A 16678-nucleotide genomic window follows, 5' to 3' on the forward strand; every position below is an offset into this window, starting at 1 on the left:
GCCCGGGTCCGACGACGCCCTCACCGCGGCCATGGTCGCCGAGGACCGCGACGTCGAGTCCAGCCTGCGGCCCAAGGACCTGAGCGAGTTCATCGGCCAGCACCGCGTCCGCGAGCAGCTGCAGCTGGTGCTCACCGGGGCCCAGCGGCGCGGCACGCCACCCGACCACGTCCTGCTCTCCGGTCCGCCCGGGCTCGGCAAGACCAGCCTGGCCATGATCATCGCGGCCGAGCTGGGGACGGCGCTTCGGCTCACCTCGGGCCCGGCCCTGGAGCGCGCCGGCGATCTCGCGGCCATGCTCAGCAACCTCGTCGAGGGCGACGTCCTGTTCATCGACGAGATCCACCGCATCGCCCGCCCGGCCGAGGAGATGCTCTACCTGGCCATGGAGGACTTCCGGGTCGACGTGGTGGTGGGCAAGGGCCCCGGGGCCACGTCGATCCCCCTCGAGGTCGCCCCCTTCACCCTGGTGGGAGCGACCACCCGGTCCGGAGCGCTCACCGGACCGCTGCGCGACCGCTTCGGGTTCACCGCGCACATGGAGTTCTACGAGCCCGCCGACCTCCAGCTCGTGCTGGCCCGCTCGGCCCGCATCCTCGGGGTGGACCTGCGCCCCGAGGGGGCGGTGGAGATCGCGGGCCGCTCACGGGGGACACCGCGCATCGCGAACCGACTCCTGCGTCGCGTGCGCGACTTCGCCGAGGTGCGCGGGAACGGCACCGTCGACCGCTCCACCGCGCGCGCGGCGCTCGCCGTCTACGACGTGGACGAGCTCGGGCTCGACCGGCTCGACAAGGCCGTGCTCGGCGCGCTCGTGCGCAGCTTCGGTGGCGGCCCCGTCGGCGTGTCCACCTTGGCCGTGGCCGTGGGGGAGGAACCGGCGACGGTCGAGGAGGTCTGCGAGCCGTTCCTGGTGCGTGCCGGGATGCTGGCCCGCACCCCGCGGGGCCGGGTGGCGACGGCCGCGGCGTGGACCCACCTGGGCCTCGTGCCCCCACCGGACGCGGTCACCGGAGCGGGCCAGGCGGTCCTCTTCGACTGACCCGTCGGCCGCTCCGGGAGAGCAGTCGGTGACGGGTGGCACACTGGGGTCCCGTGCCGGGTCGCCGGTGCGCGACCCGACGACAGGACCGATCCACCGATGAACGCCTTGCTCCCCATCCTCCTCGTGGCCTTCCTGGGCATCATGTACATGGCCAGCCGCCGGCAGAAGAAGGAGGCCAAGGCCGTCTCCGACATGCAGGACGCGCTGACCGCGGGCGACGAGGTGATGACGACCTCCGGTCTGCACGGAACCATCGTCGACCTCGACGAGGACACGGTGGACCTCGAGGTCGCCCCCGGGGTCGTCACCACCTGGAACCGCCTGGCCATCCGGTCCCGGGTCACCGTCGACGCCAGCGAGGACGAGGTCGAGGACGAGGACCTGGAGGACGACCAGGTCGAGGACCAGCCCGCCGTCGAGGCCTACGAGCCGGCCGCGCCGAGCCTGCGCAAGGACTGACCGGACCGACCGGGCGGGTACGGTGCCTCTCCGGGCGAACCGGACGGGCGCCGACGCCGGTCGGCCGTGCGGAGGCGTCAAGCCACGAGCGCGAGCGCACCCCCACCCCTGAGCACACCCAGCCCGAGCACGTGACCAGCAGCACCCAGGCGAGGAGAACGACGGATCGTGGCACCCCAGGCAGGGCAGGTCCGGCCCGCGCGCTACCTGTCGATCTTCGCGGTCATCGTGGTGGGCCTCTACGCCCTGGTGTTCTTCACCGGTGGGGGCTCACCCAAGCCGAAGCTGGGCATCGACCTGCAGGGCGGTACACGGGTCACGCTGACCGCCACGACCCCGGACGGTCAGGCGCCCAGCCAGCAGAACCTCGACCTCGCCCGGCAGATCATCGAGACGCGGGTCAACGGCATCGGGGTCTCGGGCTCCGAGGTCGTCATCGACGGCAGCAACCTCGTCATCACCGTTCCCGGCGACAACAGCTCGCAGGCGCGCAGCCTCGGCCAGACCGCGAAGCTCTCCTTCCGCGGGGTGATCGGCAGGCCGGTGCCGGCGGCAGCCGCAGCGGTGCCCGCCCCCGCGGCAGGCACGGCCCCGGCGACCACGACGGACCCGGTGGCCCCCCCGGCCCCGGCGGCCCCGGCCACCAGCACGCCCGCGCCCCAGGGCCGGGTCCTGCCCGCCCAGGCCCCGACGACCGACCCGGCCGCACCGACGACCGCCCCGGCCTCGCCCACTCCCGACCCCGCCACCCAGACCACGGCCGAGCAGCAGGCGGCGGCGATCGCGCAGGCCAAGGCCACCCGGCAGAGCACCGACCCGGCGACGCAGCAGGCCGCGCTCGCCGCCCTGGACTGCGCTGCGCCGGACCCGCTGCTCGGCAACGACGACCCGGCGCTGCCACTGGTCACCTGCGACCAGAACGGTGCTGCGAAGTACGTGCTCGACAAGAGCTTCCTCGACGGCCAGGCGATCAGCGACGCCACGAGCGGGGTGGCCCAGGGCGGCGTCGGCTACGACGTGCGGCTCAGCCTGAACAGCGACGGGCTCAACGTCTGGTCGACCTACACCGCCGCGAACGTCGGCAGGCAGTCGGCCTTCGTGCTCGACGCCAAGGTCGTCAGCGCGCCCACGATCAACGGCGCGATCACCACGAACCCCACGCTGATCACCGGCAGCTTCTCCCAGTCCCAGGCGTCCTCGCTCGCCGAGTCGCTGAAGTACGGCTCGCTGCCGCTGTCCTTCACCCAGTCCGAGGCGCAGACGGTGTCGGCCAGCCTGGGTGCCGCCTCGCTCGAGGCCGGGCTGCTCGCCGGCGGCATCGGCCTGATCCTGGTGCTGGTCTACTGCCTGGCCTACTACCGCCTGCTGGGCATCCTCACCGCGCTCTCGCTGGTGCTCTCCTTCGCCATCGTCTACGCCGTGATGGTGCTGCTGGGCCGCTACATCGGCTTCACCCTCGACCTGTCGGGCATCGCCGGTCTCATCGTGGCGATCGGCATAACGGCGGACTCGTTCGTCATCTACTTCGAACGGCTCAAGGACGAGGTCCGCGAGGGCCGCTCGTTCCGCTCCGCCGTCCCGCGCGGCTGGATCCGGGCCCGGCGCACCATCCTCTCCGCCGACGCGGTGAGCTTCCTGGCGGCCGCGGTGCTCTACCTGCTGGCCGTCGGGCAGGTGAAGGGCTTCGCCTTCACCCTCGGGGTGTCCACGGTGCTCGACCTCGTCGTCGTGTTCCTCGTGACGCACCCGCTCGTCGCCCTCGCCTCGCGCTCCAAGGTCCTCTCCAAGCCGAGCCTCACCGGTCTCGGCGCGGTCCAGCACATCGCCGCCGACCGCCGGGCCGCCGCGGCCGCAGCCTCGACCCAGCCGAAGGAGGCCTGAGCATGGCCACGACCAGCGCCCCCGAGCCCAGCGACGCCGACACCGTCGCCGACGAGGCCCCGGAGAGCCCGGCCGGTCCACCGCCCGTCTCCACCGAGGCACGAGGCAGCGTGTTCAGCCGGCTCTACACGGGCACCGGTGCGTTCGACGTCATCGGACACCGCAAGCGCTTCTACGTGGTCTCGGTCGTGCTGCTGCTGGTCTCGATCGTCTCGCTGCTCACCCGTGGGTTCAACCTCGGCATCGACTTCGAGGGTGGCACGCAGGTGTCGCTGCCCTCGGGCTCGGCCACCACCGAGCAGGTGCAGAAGGCCTACACCGATGCGTTGGGCATGGACCCGGTCCAGGTCGTCTCCGTCGGCTCGGGAGGCTCGTCGACCATCCAGATCCGCTCGGTCGACCTCGCCGAGGGCCAGGTGGAGACCCTCAAGCAGGCGCTGTTCACCGAGTTCCAGCCCGTCGGCGCCGACGGGGTCGCGTCGGTCAACGCCATCAGCGACTCGGCCGTCAGCTCCACCTGGGGCGGGGAGATCACCAACAAGGCGATCATCGCGCTCATCGTGTTCCTCGTGCTGGTGACGGTGTTCATCGCCATCCGCTTCGAGCGGGACATGGCCGTCGCGGCACTGGTCTCGCTGTTCCACGACATCGTCGTCACCGCGGGGGTGTACTCCCTGGTCGGCTTCGAGGTCACGCCCGGCACCGTCATCGGGCTGTTGACCATCCTGGGCTTCTCGCTCTACGACACGGTGGTCGTCTTCGACAAGGTGCAGGAGAACACCCGCGGCATCCTGGGGCTCACCCGTCGCACGTACGCCGAGCAGACCAACCTCGCCGTGAACCAGACCTTCATGCGCTCGATCAACACCACCGTCATCGCCGTGCTGCCCGTGCTCGGCCTGCTCGTGGTGGGCGTCGGACTGCTCGGTGTCGGCACCCTGAAGGACCTCGCGCTGGTCCAGCTCACCGGCATCCTGGTGGGGACCTACTCCTCGATCTTCCTGGCGTCGCCGCTGCTCGTGACGCTGAAGGAGCGCAGCGGCGAGGTGGCCGTGCACACCAAGAGGGTGCTGGCGCGACGGGAGAGCGCGAAGCTGCGCTCCTCCGTGCCCCCCGAGCTCGCGACGGCGGGTGCGACCTCCGGGCCGGTGGCCTCACCCCGCACCCCGTCCGCGCCCCGGTCGTCCGCGCCACGTCCCGGCGCCCGACCGACCGGCAAGCGCAAGCGCTGACTCCCGTGCGTGCGCGGTGGGCGCTCGGCGGTGTCCTCGGCACGGCTCTGCTGCTCGGCGGGTGCACCACCGGGCCCACCCCGACCGACGACGCCGGACCGTTCCTCGGGCTCGCCCTGGCGGGCGGGGTGACCACGTACAACCCCTCGACCGTGGCGGGGGCCGCCGGCGCCGGACCGGAGGCGCTCGCCCGGGTGCTGCCCGGATTCAGCTACACCGGGCCTGCTGGCACCCCGGTCTCCGACACCGACGTGGGCACCGCGACCGAGCTCAGCCCGGAGCCGCTGACCCTGCGCTACACCTTCGACGACGCCGCCGTGTGGTCCGACGGCGTGCCGGCCGGCTGCGCCGACCTGGTCCTCGCCCGTCTCGCGCACTCCGGGGCCAACGGGTTCTCCGCGGCGAGCACCGTGGGCTACGCGGACATCGCCGAGGTCGCCTGCGCCGCGGGGGACCGCTCCGCCACCGTCACCTTCGCCCCCGGCCGGGCGGACCCGGACTGGCGCAGCCTGTTCGGGGCGGGGGACCTGATGCCCGCGCACGTGGCCGAGCGGGCCACCGGGGTGGCGGACGTGGTGGCGGCCGTCCGGGACCAGCACACCGCGGCGCTGGCCAGGCTGGCGACGTTCTGGAGCACCGGCTGGGACCTCACCCCGGGCGCGCTGGACCAGGCCCTCCTGCCCGCGCTGGGTCCCTACCGTGTGGACACCCTGGGCGCCGACGGCATCCTGGGCCTGGTCGCGAACGAGCGCTGGTGGGGCACCGCGCCCGGCGTGGGCCGGCTGCAGGTCCACCTGGACGACCAGGACCCCGCTGCGCTGCTGGCCTCCGGGGCCGTGCAGGTGGCCGACCTCCCGTCGAGCCCCGAGCTCGTCAGCGCCCTCGGGGCGGTGGTGGGGGCCCAGGTGGCCACCCGGACCACCACGACGGCCGAGCAGCTGGTGCTGGACCTGCGGGGCACCTTCGCGAACCCGGCCCTGCGCACCGCCCTCGCCCAGTGCCTGCCCCGGGCGGGCCTGCTGGCCCAGCAGGTCACCCCCGCCGATCCGGGTCCCACCGATCCGGGCCCCACCGTCCTGGACACCCGGCTGACCCTGCCCGGGCGGCCGGACAGCCCGCGCGGTCCGCGGGTGGTCGCCCAGCACGTCGCCGCGGCCGCCGCGACGGTCTCCGGCCTCGGTCGAGCCGGGACGGTCGTGCGCATCGGGTACCACGCACCCGACCCGGTGCGCGCCCGGACGGTGGAGCTGGTCGCGCGGGCCTGCGCCCCCGCCGGCTTCACCGTCACCGACGCCGGCAGCCCCGGCAGCGCACCGACCGACCTCGGGGCCGGCTCGGTGGACGCGGTGCTGGGCAGCAGCCCGGCGAGCACCTCGCCGGCGGTGCGGGGGGCGTCGCTGCGGACCGGCGCGGCGGCCGACACCGGTGGCTACAGCGACGCCCGGGTGGACCAGGTGCTCGACGCGCTGACCGTCACCACCTCGGTGGAGGACGGCGTGGCACTGTGCACCGAGGCGGAGGCCCTGCTGTGGGCCGACCTGCCGACCGTGCCGCTGCACCTGCAGCAGCGCACCACCGCGGTGACCGCCGCGGTGACCGGAGTGGTCCCGACACCCGCAGCGGTGGGCGTCGGGTGGAACGTCGACAGATGGGTGGCAGCCGGATGAGCGGTGCAGTGCAGGTCGGAGCGGAGCAACAGGCGGCGCAGGACGTCCGGCGGCTGACGCGGACGGTGGCCGACTTCCCCGTCGACGGCGTGCAGTTCGCCGACCTCAGCCCGGTGTTCGCGGACGGTCCTGCTCTCGCCCACGTGGTCGCGGCGCTGGCCACGGCCGGTCCGTGCGACCTCGTCGCCGGCATCGACGCCCGCGGCTTCCTGCTCGGCTCGGGCGTGGCGCTGAACCTCGGCGTGGGGGTGCTGCCGGTGCGCAAGGCGGGAAAGCTGCCGCCCCCGGTGCACTCGGAGTCCTACGCGCTGGAGTACGGCGAGGCCACGCTGCAGGTCCCCGCGGAGGGCATCGAGCTGCGGGGTCGACGGGTGCTCGTGGTGGACGACGTGCTCGCCACCGGGGGCACCGTGGCGGCCGCGGTGGCGCTGCTGCGCCGCTGCGGGGCCGAGGTGGTGGGTGCGGCCGTGGTGCTGGAGATCCCGGGACTGGGGGGCCGCGAGGTGCTCGACGGCCTGCCTCTCACCTGCCTGGTGCCGGCCTGAGGACTACGCTCGCCCGGTCAGCAGGCCACGAGCAGGGGGAGCGCAGGTGACCCAGGACGCGCGGCCCGCCGCCCCCGCGGACCCGGTGGCCGAGGGGCCCACACCGACGGTGTCCACCGCGTCGACCTCGCGTCGCGTGCGCGCCCGGCTGGCCCGGCGTATCACCGCGCAGCGCGCCGGTGCCGTGAAGCCGGTGCTGGAGCCGCTGGCAGCCGTCCACCGTGCAATGCACCCCAAGTCCGACCTGGTCGAGCTGCAGCGGGCCTACGACGCGGCCGAGCTGCACCACACCGGCCAGCTCCGCAAGTCCGGTGACCCCTACATCACCCACCCGCTGGCCGTCGCCACCATCCTGGCCGAGCTGGGCATGGACACCACGACCCTGGTGGCCGCCCTGCTGCACGACACGGTGGAGGACACCGGCTACACGCTGCACGCGGTGCGGGAGGACTTCGGCGAGGAGGTCGCGCACCTCGTCGACGGCGTCACCAAGCTCGACAAGGTGGCGCTGGGCACCGCCGCGGAGGCGGAGACCATCCGCAAGATGATCATCGCGATGGCGCGCGATCCCCGGGTCCTCGTCATCAAGGTCGCCGACCGGCTGCACAACATGCGCACGATGCGCTTCCTGCCCCCGGAGAAGCAGGCGCGCAAGGCCCGCGAGACGCTCGAGGTCATCGCCCCGCTGGCGCACCGCCTGGGCATGGCCACGGTGAAGTGGGAGCTGGAGGACCTCGCGTTCGCGATCCTGCACCCCAAGAAGTACGACGAGATCGTGCGCCTCGTCGCCGACCGCGCCCCGTCCCGGGACACCTACCTTGCCCGGGTGCGCACGGAGATCGGTGCCGAGCTCGCCGCGGCGCGGATCGACGCCACTGTCGAGGGTCGGCCCAAGCACTACTGGTCGATCTACCAGAAGATGATCGTCAAGGGTCGCGACTTCGACGACATCCACGACCTGGTGGGTGTGCGCATCCTCTGCGATGGCACCCGGGACTGCTACGCGGCCGTCGGCGTCGTGCACTCCATGTGGCAGCCGATGGCGGGACGCTTCAAGGACTACATCGCCCAGCCCCGCTACGGCGTGTACCAGTCGCTGCACACCACCGTGGTGGGCCCGGAGGGCAAGCCGCTGGAGGTGCAGATCCGCACCCGCGAGATGCACCGCACCGCGGAGTTCGGCATCGCCGCCCACTGGCGGTACAAGGAGTCGCGCGGCCGGGTCGCCGCCGACCCGCAGGCGGCCGAGGTCGACGAGATGGCCTGGATGCGTCAGCTGCTCGACTGGCAGCGGGAGGCCGCGGACCCGGGGGAGTTCCTCGAGTCGTTGCGCTACGACCTCGCCGTGAAGGAGATCTTCGTCTTCACCCCGAAGGGGGACGTGGTCACCCTGCCCGCCGGCTCCACCCCGGTCGACTTCGCCTACGCGGTGCACACCGAGGTGGGCCACCGCTGCATCGGTGCCCGGGTCAACGGCCGCCTCGTCGCGCTGGAGCGCCCGCTGGACAACGGGGAGGTCGTGGAGGTGTTCACCTCCAAGGCGCCCAACGCCGGCCCGACCCTGGACTGGCAGAGCTTCGTCGTCTCGCCCCGGGCGAAGTCGAAGATCCGGCAGTGGTTCGCCAAGGAGCGCCGCGAGGAGGCGCTGGAGACCGGCAAGGACGCCATCGCCAAGGAGGTGCGCCGGGGCGGGCTGCCGCTGCAGCGCCTGGTCAACGGCGAGGCCATGGGCGCCATCGCCCGCGAGCTGCACTACGTGGACGTCTCCGCGCTGTACGCCGCCGTGGGCGAGGCACACGTCTCCGCCCAGCACGTGGTGGCCCGGCTCGTGGCTCAGATCGGCGGGGTGGACGACGCGGAGGAGGAGCTCGCCGAGCGTTCCACCCCGTCCACCGTCGCCCGGCCCCGCACCTCGGGTGACGTGGGCGTGGTCGTGACCGGGCTGACCGGGGTGCTGGCCAAGCTGGCCAAGTGCTGCACCCCGGTGCCGGGCGACGAGATCCTCGGGTTCGTCACCCGGGGCGGCGGGGTCAGCGTGCACCGCACCGACTGCACCAACGCCACCTCGTTGCAGGAGCAGGCCGAGCGGCTCGTGGAGGTCACCTGGGCGCCCTCGGCGTCGTCGGTGTTCCTGGTGGCCATCCAGGTCGAGGCGTTGGACCGGCACCGCCTGCTCTCCGACGTCACCAAGGTGCTGGCCGACGAGCGGGTGAACATCCTCTCCGCCTCCGTGGCCACCTCCCGCGACCGGGTGGCGGTCAGCAAGTTCACCTTCGAGATGGGTGATCCCAAGCACCTCGGCCACGTGCTGACCGTCGTGCGCAACGTCGAGGGCGTCTACGACGTGTACCGGGTGACGTCAGCGAGCTGAGCCGCTCGGTCCCGCTGGTCCCCGCGGGGTGCGCCCCCCGCGGGGACCGTGCCGCTCAGGCGGCCGCGGTCATGGTGGTGATGGTCACCGGGGTGTTCGGCTTCCCGCCGCCGGGGCTGGGGTCGAGCGAGCCGTCGCTCCCGGCTGCCGCGACCTTGTCGAGGACGGCCAGCCCGGCGTCGGAGATGGTGCCGAACAGGGTGTAGCCGGGCGGCAGCGGCGAGTTGTCGTAGACCAGGAAGAACTGGCTGCCGTTGGTGTCGGGGCCGGAGTTGGCCATCGCGATCGAGCCGCGCGGGTAGGTCGCGGGGGCCGACAGGGCGGCGTCACCGGGAGCGAGCTGGTCGGTGGGGAACTCGTTGGCGAAGGAGTAGCCCGGGCCGCCCTGCCCGGTGCCCGTGGGGTCCCCGCACTGCAGGACCTTGATCCCCGTCGTGGTGAGCCGGTGGCAGGGGGTGGAGTCGAAGTACTGCTGACTCACCAGGCTCAGGAAGCTGTTGACGGTGCAGGGCGCGAGTGCCCGGTCGAGCGTCAGCCCGATGTCCCCGGCCGAGGTGGCCATGGTGACGGCCACCGTGCCCTCGGTCGAGATCCCCGTGGTGCCGGGAGGGGTGTTGGGCTTGGACGCCGGTTGGCCGGCCGTCGCGGCGTAGGTGCAGTCCACGGTGGCCGGCAGCGCGGTGGCCCGGCCGGTGGGCAGGGCAGCGGCGGCGGGTGCGGCTCCGGTGGTGGTGGTCGCCGGGGTCGACGTGGGTGGGGTGGACGTGGCCGCAGCGGTGTCGGCGGAGCTGCCACCACCCCGGGTGACCGTCACGAGCAGGACGACCAGTCCCGCGACGACCACGACGGCCACCGCGGACAGGGCGACCGCGAGCTGGCGGCGCTTCTTCGCACGCTCCTGCCGACGCTCGAGCTGTCGCTCGAGCTTCCGCTTGGCTGCTTGACGTCGCTGCTCGTTCGTCGGCACTGCGGTGTCCTCCATGATCGATGGTGCTGCTGGCGTCGCCGAGTGTGCCAGCAGCCCTGGTGGGCCCCGTGTGACCCGCTCGCGGTTACAGTCGGCAACCGGTTGGGTGGAGTCGAGCCCCGGACGAGATGAGGTGCTCACCGTGCTGGTGCTCGGGTTCCCCGCGGGATCGTTCCAGACGAACTGCTACGTGCTGGCCCCGGAGGCGGGCGGGCCCTGCGTGGTGGTTGATCCCGGCCAGGACGCGGTGGAGCCGCTGACCGAGCTGCTGGCGACCAACGGCCTGAGCCCGGTGGCGGTGCTGCTGACCCACGGTCACGTCGACCACACCTGGTCGGTGTTCCCGGTGTGCGACGGCAACGACATCCCCGCCTACATCCACCCCGCCGACCGCGCGATGATCGCGGACCCCGGCCGCGGGGTGAGCCCGCAGCTGGTGGCGATGCTGGGTGGGCTGGTCTTCCGCGAGCCCGCCGACGTCCGGGAGATGACCGACGGTGCCGTGCTGGACCTGGGTGGGGTGCAGCTCACCGTCGACCACACCCCGGGCCACACCCAGGGCTCCGTCGTCTTCCGCACCACCGCCGAGACCGAGCAGGGCGCCACCGGAGTGGTCCTGGCCGGGGACACCCTCTTCGCGGGCTCGGTGGGCCGCACCGACCTGCCCGGCGGCTCCCACGAGCAGATGCTGGCCTCCATCGCCGCCAAGCTCCTGCCGCTGGACGACTCGACGGTGGTGCTGCCGGGTCACGGACCGGGCACCACGATCGGCCGCGAGCGTGCGGGCAACCCCTACCTGGTTGGACTCGCGCCGCCGCGCAAGGGACTCTGAGCCCGGTGAGCACCTTCGCCGCGCCCAAGGGCGTCCCCGACTACGCCCCGCCGGCCTCGGCCGCGTTCCTCGCCGTCCGCGACGGCCTGACCCGGCAGGCCCGCCTGGCCGGGTACTCCCACGTCGAGCTGCCGATCTTCGAGGACACCGCCCTGTTCGCCCGGGGCGTCGGCGAGTCGACCGATGTCGTCAGCAAGGAGATGTACACCTTCGCCGACCGCGGCGACCGGTCGGTCACCCTGCGCCCGGAGGGTACGGCCGGGGTGGTCCGCGCCGTCATCGAGCACAGCCTGGACCGCCAGCAGCTGCCCGTGAAGCTCAGCTACGCGGGCCCGTTCTTCCGCTACGAGCGCCCGCAGGCCGGCCGCTACCGCCAGCTCCAGCAGGTGGGCGTGGAGGCCATCGGGGTCGACGACCCGGCCCTGGACGCCGAGGTGATCGCGATCGCGGACGCCGGTTTCCGGTCCCTCGGGCTGACCGGGTTCCGGCTGGAGCTCACCTCGCTGGGCGACGACTCCGACCGTCCCGCGTACCGGGCGCTGCTGCAGGAGTTCCTGGCCGGGCTCGACCTCGACGAGGCCACCCGCGAGCGGGCCCGGCTGAATCCGCTGCGCGTGCTGGACGACAAGCGGCCGCAGGTGCGGGAGATGACCGCGGGGGCCCCGCTGGCGCTGGACCACCTCACCCCGGCCAACGCCGAGCACTTCGCCGCCGTGCGCCGCCACCTCGACGCCCTGGAGGTGCCGTACGTGGTGAACCCGCGGATGGTGCGCGGGCTCGACTACTACACCAAGACGACGTTCGAGTTCGTGCACGACGGGCTCGGTGCGCAGTCGGGCATCGGCGGTGGCGGCCGCTACGACGGGCTGATGGCCTCCCTCGGCGGGCAGCCGCTCTCCGGCATCGGGTTCGGCCTCGGGGTGGACCGCACGATGCTCGCGCTCGCCGCCGAGGGCGTCGCGGTGGGGGAGACCACCCGGGTGGACGTGTTCGGGGTGCCGCTGGGCGAGGACGCGCTGGCCGCGCTCGTGCCGGTGGCCGGGGCCCTGCGGGCCTCGGGAGTACGGGTGGACCTGGCCTACGGTGGCCGTGGGCTCAAGGGCGCGATGAAGGCCGCCGACCGCTCCGGCGCCCGGTTCGCGCTGGTGCTCGGCGACCGCGACCTCGAGGCCGGGGTGGTGGGGCTGAAGGACCTGGGCACCGGGGAGCAGCTGGAGATCGCGCTGGACTCCGCGGTGGAGCGGGTTCGCGCCGCGCTGCGCGGGTAGCCAGGGCGCGAGGTCGGCCACCCGGGGTCCGCCTCCGCCCCGAGCCGGTGCCGGGCCAGCTCCAGCATCGCCACCCCGGCAAGGCAGCCCCTTGCTCTGGGATCGAACACGTGTTCGACTATCCCCATGAGGTGGGACGGGCAGAAGGTCGTGGACGGTGAGGTGGTCGGCGGACCGCCCACGCTGCCCGGCATGCCCGGGCTGCTGCGCTCGGTCCGGTCCCCGGACTTCGCCGACGTCGTGTTCCACGAGGTGGCCGCGCGCTCGGTGCTCAACGCGGTGCCCGGGGGATCGGCCGTGCCGTTCCGCTGGACGGTGAACACCTTCCGCGGGTGCAGCCACGCGTGCGTCTACTGCTTCGCCCGGAACACCCACACCTATCTCGACCTCGATGCCGGTGCGGACTTCGACGGCCAGGTGGTGGTCAAGGTGAACGCCGCCGAGGTGCTCGCCCGGCAGCTGCGGGCCCCGTCGTGGGCGCGCGAGCACGTGGCCATGGGCACCAACACCGATCCGTACCAGCGCGCCGAGGGCCGCTACGAGCTCATGCCCGGGGTGATCGACGCCCTGGCCCGGGAGCACACCCCGTTCTCCATCCTCACCAAGGGGACGCTGCTGCGCCGCGACCTGCCCCGGCTCGTGGAGGCCGCCGAGCGGGTCCCGGTGGGCATCGGGGTGTCCCTCGCGCTGGTGGACCCCGAGCTGCACCGGCGCCTGGAGCCCGGCACGCCGACGCCCCGTGCCCGGCTGGACCTCGTGCGGGCGCTGCGCGAGGCGGGGCTGCCCTGCGGGGTGTTCGTGGCCCCGGTGCTGCCGCACCTCACCGACTCGGTGGCCGCCCTGGACGAGCTGCTCGGGGAGATCGCGGCCGCCGGGGCCACGGGCGTCAGCGTGGTGGCGCTGCACCTGCGGCCCGGCACCCGGGAGTGGTTCCTGGCCTGGCTCCAGCGCGAGCACCCCGAGCTCGTGGACACCTACGCGCGCCTGTACCGCACGGGCGCCTAGGTCGATCCCGCCTACCGGCGGCTGCTCGCCCAGCGCTGGGCTCCGCTGGTGCGTCGACACGGGCTCGAGTCCCGTCGCGGTGCTCCGGCGAGCGGGGTGCCTGGTGACGGCGAGGCGGAGTTCCCCCGCGGGGCTTTGCCCACCCGGGCCCCAGCAGCGCCGACGACGGACACCGAGCAGCTCCGGCTGCTCTGAGCGGAGCGGACCTGATCGCGCCCGCCTGCCGGGCTCGTGGGGCCGACCGCGCCCGCCCGATCGGCGGTGGGGATGATGGATGCATGTGGCGCCGCACCCTCGTCCTCCTGCTCGGGCTGCTCGCCCTGGCCGGCTGCTCGTCGGACCCGGGCCCCGCGCCGGCGGCCACGGCTCCGATGGCGGGGGTGGGTGCTCCCTCGGACGCCGTCCACGGAGCGACGGCCGGCACCGCGCCCCTCGCCTTCGGCGCGACCTCCACCGACCCCAACGGCCTGGCCGTCACCGTGACCGCCCCCCAGGTCGTGGCCCTGCCCGCGGGGGTCACCCCGGTCCAGTCGTGGCCGACCTACGTCACCGTGACCGTGACGCTCGTCAACGGGAGGTCCGACGCCTACGACCCGCAGAGCCTGTTCGTGTCCCTGACCAGCGGGAAGGACACCGCCGAGCAGGTCTTCGCAGCCGGGGCCGGACTGCCGGGCACCCCCTCCCAGGGCCTGGCCCCCGGCGCCCGGGTGAGCTTCCCGCTGGCCTTCGGCGTCACCGCCGCGACCGGGCTCAGCCTGGAGATCGCTCCCGACTTCACCCAGCCCACGGTGCTCTACCAGGGCTAGCGGCGTCCCAGCAGCCGGGCGATCGTGCGGATGGTGGCCTCGTCGGGCCGCAGGATCATCGTCGTCAGCACGGTCTCCTCCCAGCGGGCCAGCTCGTCGGCGATCTTGGCCTCGGAGCCCACGAGCGCCACGTCCTCGACCATGGCCAGCGGCACTGCGGCAATCGCAGCCTTCCGGTCACCGGCGAGGTAGGCGTCCTGGATCGTCGAGACCTCGGCCTCCCATCCCATCCGGGAGAAGACGTCGGCGTGGAAGTTCGCCCCCTTCGCGCCCATCCCGCCCGCGTACAGGGCGATCTCCGGGCGCAGCGCGTCGGCCGCGCGCTCGACGTCGTCGTCGATCACCACGGGCACCGGGCACACCACCTCGAAGTCGTCCAGGGTGTGCCGGGCGCCGTCGCGGTCGAACCCGTCGGCCAGCGCGGTGCGGTAGAAGGCATCGGCGGAGGGGCCGAACCAGAGCGGGAACCAGCCGTCGGCGATCTCCGCGGCGAGCGCGACGTTCTTGGGGCCCTCCGCGGCGAGGAAGATCGGCAGATCCACCCGGAGCGGGTGCACGGTGGAGCGCAGCGGCTTGCCCAGGCCCGAGCCGCCCGCCAGGGGGAGGGGGTAGAACGCGCCCTCGTGCCGGACCGGTGCCTCGCGGGCCAGCACCTGCCGGACGACCTCGACGTACTCCCGGGTGCGGGCGAGCGGCTTGGGGTAGGGCTGGCCGTACCAGCCCTCCACCACCTGGGGCCCGCTCGCCCCGAGACCGAGCACGAACCGCCCGCCGGAGAGGTGGTCCATGGTCATCGCGGCCATCGCCGCGGCGGTGGGGGTCCGGGCCGACATCTGCATGATGGCCGTGCCCAGTCGGACCCGTTCGGTCCTGGAGCCCCACCAGGCCAGGGGGGTGAGCGCGTCGGAGCCGTAGGCCTCGGCTGTCCACACGGAGTCCAGCCCCAGGTCGTCGGCCCTGGCCACGAGCTCGGCGGCGCCCTCCGGTGGCCCGGCCGACCAGTAGCCGACCGACAGTCCCAGCTCCACGGTGAGCCCCTTCCGTTGCGGACCCCGACCGTACGGCGTGGCGCCCGAACGCAACAAGCAGGCTTGACTGTTTGTTGCCCGGAGGGCACAGTCGGCCAGGTGAGCACCACCGTGGCGGCGAGCCCGCGACAGACGCAGGCGGACCGCAGCCGTGACACCCGGCTCAAGCTCATGCAGGCCGTGGTGGAGTGCCTGGTCGACGTCGGGTGGGCCGGGACCACGACCACCCTGGTCTCCGAGCGGGCCGGGGTGTCCCGTGGCGCCCAGCTGCACCACTTCGCGAGCCGGGGCGAGCTCGTCGCCGCGGCCGTGGAGCACCTGGGGGCGGAGAGCGTGCGGGCGCTCCGTGCCGATTCCGACGCCCTGGGGCGACCGGTGCGCACCCCGGCCGTCGTCGGGCTGATCGTCGACTTCTACGTCAGCCCGCTGTTCGCCGCGGCCCTCGAGCTGTGGGTGGCGGCGCGGACGGACACCGCGCTGCGCGAGCTCGTCATCCCCCTGCAGGGTCGGCTGGGCCGGGAGACCCACCGCCTGGCCGTCGACCTGCTGGACGTGGACGAGTCCCGCCGCGGCGCCCGCGAGGCGGTGCAGGCGACCCTCGACCTCGCCCGCGGACTCGCCCTGGCCAACCAGCTCACCGACGACTCCGTCCGCCGCGCCCGCATCGTCGCGGAGTGGTCCGCCCAGCTCGAGGAGAGGCTCGCATGACCGCCGCCCCGGTGAACGCCCAGCAGCAGGTCGTCGACGACCTGGCCGCGGAGAACGACGACCTGGACGCCCGGGTGGCGGACCTGGACGCGGCCGGGTGGCGCACCCCGACACCGGCGGCGGGCTGGGACGTCGCCCACCAGGTCGCGCACCTCGCCTGGACCGACCACGCCTCGTTGCTCGCGGTGACCGACCCCGCCGGTTTCACCGCGCTCCTCGCCGACGCCGCGCAGGACCCCACCGGCTTCGTCGACACCGCCGCCGCGGAGGGTGCGGCCACGCCGGTCGCCGAGCTGCTGGCCCGGTGGCGGACCGGTCGCGCGGAGCTGCTCGTCGCGCTGGCCGCCGTCCCGTCCGGGGTGAAGATCCCGTGGTTCGGCCCGCCGATGAGCGCCGCCTCCATGGCCACCGCCCGGCTCATGGAGACCTGGGCGCACGGCCAGGACGTGGCCGACGCGCTCGGGCAGGTGCGGGAGCCCACCGCCCGGCTGAGGCACGTCGCCCACATCGGGGTGCGCACCCACGGCTTCGCCCACCTGGTCAACGGTCTCCAGCCGCCCGCCGCGCCGGTCCGGGTGGAGCTCACCGCGCCCGACGGCAGCACGTGGACCTGGAACGACGACGCCGTCGAGGTCGTGCGGGGTACCGCGGTGGACTTCTGCCTGCTGGTCACCCAGCGGCGGCACCGCGACGACCTCGCGCTGGTGGCACAGGGACCCGTCGCGCAGCAGTGGCTCACCGTCGCCCAGGCCTTCGCGGGCCCGCCGGGCGGCGGACGGTCCGCGGCCGAGGTGTCGCCGTGACCGACGCCCTCCGGATCGGCAACGCCTCGGGCTTCCTCGGGGACCGCTTCTCCGCCGTGCA

General features: G+C 73.7%; 14 protein-coding genes and 1 pseudogene. 13 read left to right on the forward strand and 2 right to left on the reverse strand.

The window, feature by feature from the left end:
* The first annotated feature begins 31 nt into the window (after window positions 1–31).
* The 7 genes from ruvB to RHODO2019_RS06690 all read left to right on the forward strand — a co-directional run bounded on the left by ruvB (window position 32) and on the right by RHODO2019_RS06690 (window position 9200).
* Window positions 32–1042 carry a Holliday junction branch migration DNA helicase RuvB gene (gene ruvB / locus RHODO2019_RS06660; protein WP_265384651.1) on the forward strand — a complete coding sequence of 337 codons (1011 nt, stop codon included), beginning with the start codon at window positions 32–34 and terminating at the stop codon, window positions 1040–1042.
* Window positions 1043–1141: 99 nt separating this feature from the next.
* Window positions 1142–1504: a preprotein translocase subunit YajC gene (gene yajC / locus RHODO2019_RS06665; RefSeq protein WP_265384202.1), complete on the forward strand. Its 363-nt coding sequence runs from the start codon at window positions 1142–1144 to the stop codon at window positions 1502–1504.
* Window positions 1505–1672: 168 nt separating this feature from the next.
* Entirely contained in the window at window positions 1673–3385 is a 1713-nt protein-coding gene (secD, locus tag RHODO2019_RS06670) for a protein translocase subunit SecD (RefSeq protein ID WP_265384203.1), read from the forward strand.
* A gap of 2 nt (window positions 3386–3387) precedes the next feature.
* A complete protein-coding gene (secF, locus tag RHODO2019_RS06675) occupies window positions 3388–4617 on the forward strand; it encodes a protein translocase subunit SecF (protein WP_265384204.1) in 1230 nt (409 codons plus the stop codon).
* A 5-nt stretch (window positions 4618–4622) separates the two neighbouring features.
* Entirely contained in the window at window positions 4623–6284 is a 1662-nt protein-coding gene (locus tag RHODO2019_RS06680) for an ABC transporter substrate-binding protein (RefSeq protein WP_265384205.1), read from the forward strand.
* Window positions 6281–6829 carry an adenine phosphoribosyltransferase gene (locus tag RHODO2019_RS06685; protein WP_265384206.1) on the forward strand — a complete coding sequence of 183 codons (549 nt, stop codon included), beginning with the start codon at window positions 6281–6283 and terminating at the stop codon, window positions 6827–6829. Before RHODO2019_RS06680 ends, RHODO2019_RS06685 begins: the two co-directional genes overlap by 4 nt.
* 46 nt (window positions 6830–6875) lie before the next feature.
* Complete coding sequence (locus tag RHODO2019_RS06690; protein ID WP_435532183.1) at window positions 6876–9200, forward strand: RelA/SpoT family protein; 2325 nt, start codon at window positions 6876–6878, stop codon at window positions 9198–9200.
* 55 nt (window positions 9201–9255) lie between these two features.
* Here RHODO2019_RS06690 and RHODO2019_RS06695 read toward each other — a convergent pair whose 3' ends face one another.
* Window positions 9256–10167, reverse strand: a complete 912-nt coding sequence (locus RHODO2019_RS06695) for a peptidylprolyl isomerase (RefSeq protein WP_265384653.1) — start codon at window positions 10165–10167, stop codon at window positions 9256–9258.
* Window positions 10168–10309: 142 nt separating this feature from the next.
* On the opposite strand from RHODO2019_RS06695, the gene RHODO2019_RS06700 reads away from it, so the two are divergent.
* From RHODO2019_RS06700 to RHODO2019_RS06715, 4 genes and pseudogenes are all read left to right on the forward strand, one after another.
* Complete coding sequence (locus RHODO2019_RS06700; protein ID WP_265384654.1) at window positions 10310–10999, forward strand: MBL fold metallo-hydrolase; 690 nt, start codon at window positions 10310–10312, stop codon at window positions 10997–10999.
* Window positions 10996–12267: a histidine--tRNA ligase gene (hisS, locus tag RHODO2019_RS06705; RefSeq protein WP_265384655.1), complete on the forward strand. Its 1272-nt coding sequence runs from the start codon at window positions 10996–10998 to the stop codon at window positions 12265–12267. The genes RHODO2019_RS06700 and hisS overlap by 4 nt, the downstream gene beginning before the upstream one ends.
* A 126-nt stretch (window positions 12268–12393) precedes the next feature.
* Window positions 12394–13467: pseudogene (locus RHODO2019_RS06710) on the forward strand (Rv2578c family radical SAM protein).
* 83 nt (window positions 13468–13550) lie between these two features.
* Entirely contained in the window at window positions 13551–14078 is a 528-nt protein-coding gene (locus tag RHODO2019_RS06715; protein WP_265384207.1) for a hypothetical protein, read from the forward strand.
* Here RHODO2019_RS06715 and RHODO2019_RS06720 read toward each other — a convergent pair.
* Window positions 14075–15106: an LLM class F420-dependent oxidoreductase gene (locus RHODO2019_RS06720; protein WP_265384208.1), complete on the reverse strand. Its 1032-nt coding sequence runs from the start codon at window positions 15104–15106 to the stop codon at window positions 14075–14077. The two genes, RHODO2019_RS06715 and RHODO2019_RS06720, sit on opposite strands and share 4 nt — an antisense overlap.
* 99 nt (window positions 15107–15205) lie before the next feature.
* Between RHODO2019_RS06720 and RHODO2019_RS06725 the strand changes: the two genes are divergently transcribed.
* Both RHODO2019_RS06725 and RHODO2019_RS06730 read left to right on the forward strand, forming a co-directional pair.
* A complete protein-coding gene (locus RHODO2019_RS06725; protein WP_265384209.1) occupies window positions 15206–15814 on the forward strand; it encodes a TetR/AcrR family transcriptional regulator in 609 nt (202 codons plus the stop codon).
* Window positions 15811–16617, forward strand: a complete 807-nt coding sequence (locus tag RHODO2019_RS06730) for a TIGR03084 family metal-binding protein (RefSeq protein ID WP_265384210.1) — start codon at window positions 15811–15813, stop codon at window positions 16615–16617. The genes RHODO2019_RS06725 and RHODO2019_RS06730 overlap by 4 nt, the downstream gene beginning before the upstream one ends.
* The last annotated feature ends 61 nt before the right edge of the window (window positions 16618–16678 follow it).

This window comes from Rhodococcus antarcticus, assembly GCF_026153295.1.
GTDB classification, from domain to species: Bacteria; Actinomycetota; Actinomycetes; order Mycobacteriales; family Mycobacteriaceae; genus Rhodococcus_D; species Rhodococcus_D antarcticus.

Excerpts from the sequence above, each read along its gene's own strand:
- ruvB (WP_265384651.1), top strand. The coding sequence starts at position 32 with ATGGTCGCCGAGGACCGCGACGTCGAGTCCAGCCTGCGGCCCAAGGAC.
- yajC (WP_265384202.1), top strand. The coding sequence starts at position 1,142 with ATGAACGCCTTGCTCCCCATCCTCCTCGTGGCCTTCCTGGGCATCATG.
- secF (WP_265384204.1), top strand. The coding sequence starts at position 3,388 with ATGGCCACGACCAGCGCCCCCGAGCCCAGCGACGCCGACACCGTCGCC.
- RHODO2019_RS06685 (WP_265384206.1), top strand. The coding sequence starts at position 6,281 with ATGAGCGGTGCAGTGCAGGTCGGAGCGGAGCAACAGGCGGCGCAGGAC.
- RHODO2019_RS06715 (WP_265384207.1), top strand. The coding sequence starts at position 13,551 with ATGTGGCGCCGCACCCTCGTCCTCCTGCTCGGGCTGCTCGCCCTGGCC.
- RHODO2019_RS06730 (WP_265384210.1), top strand. The coding sequence starts at position 15,811 with ATGACCGCCGCCCCGGTGAACGCCCAGCAGCAGGTCGTCGACGACCTG.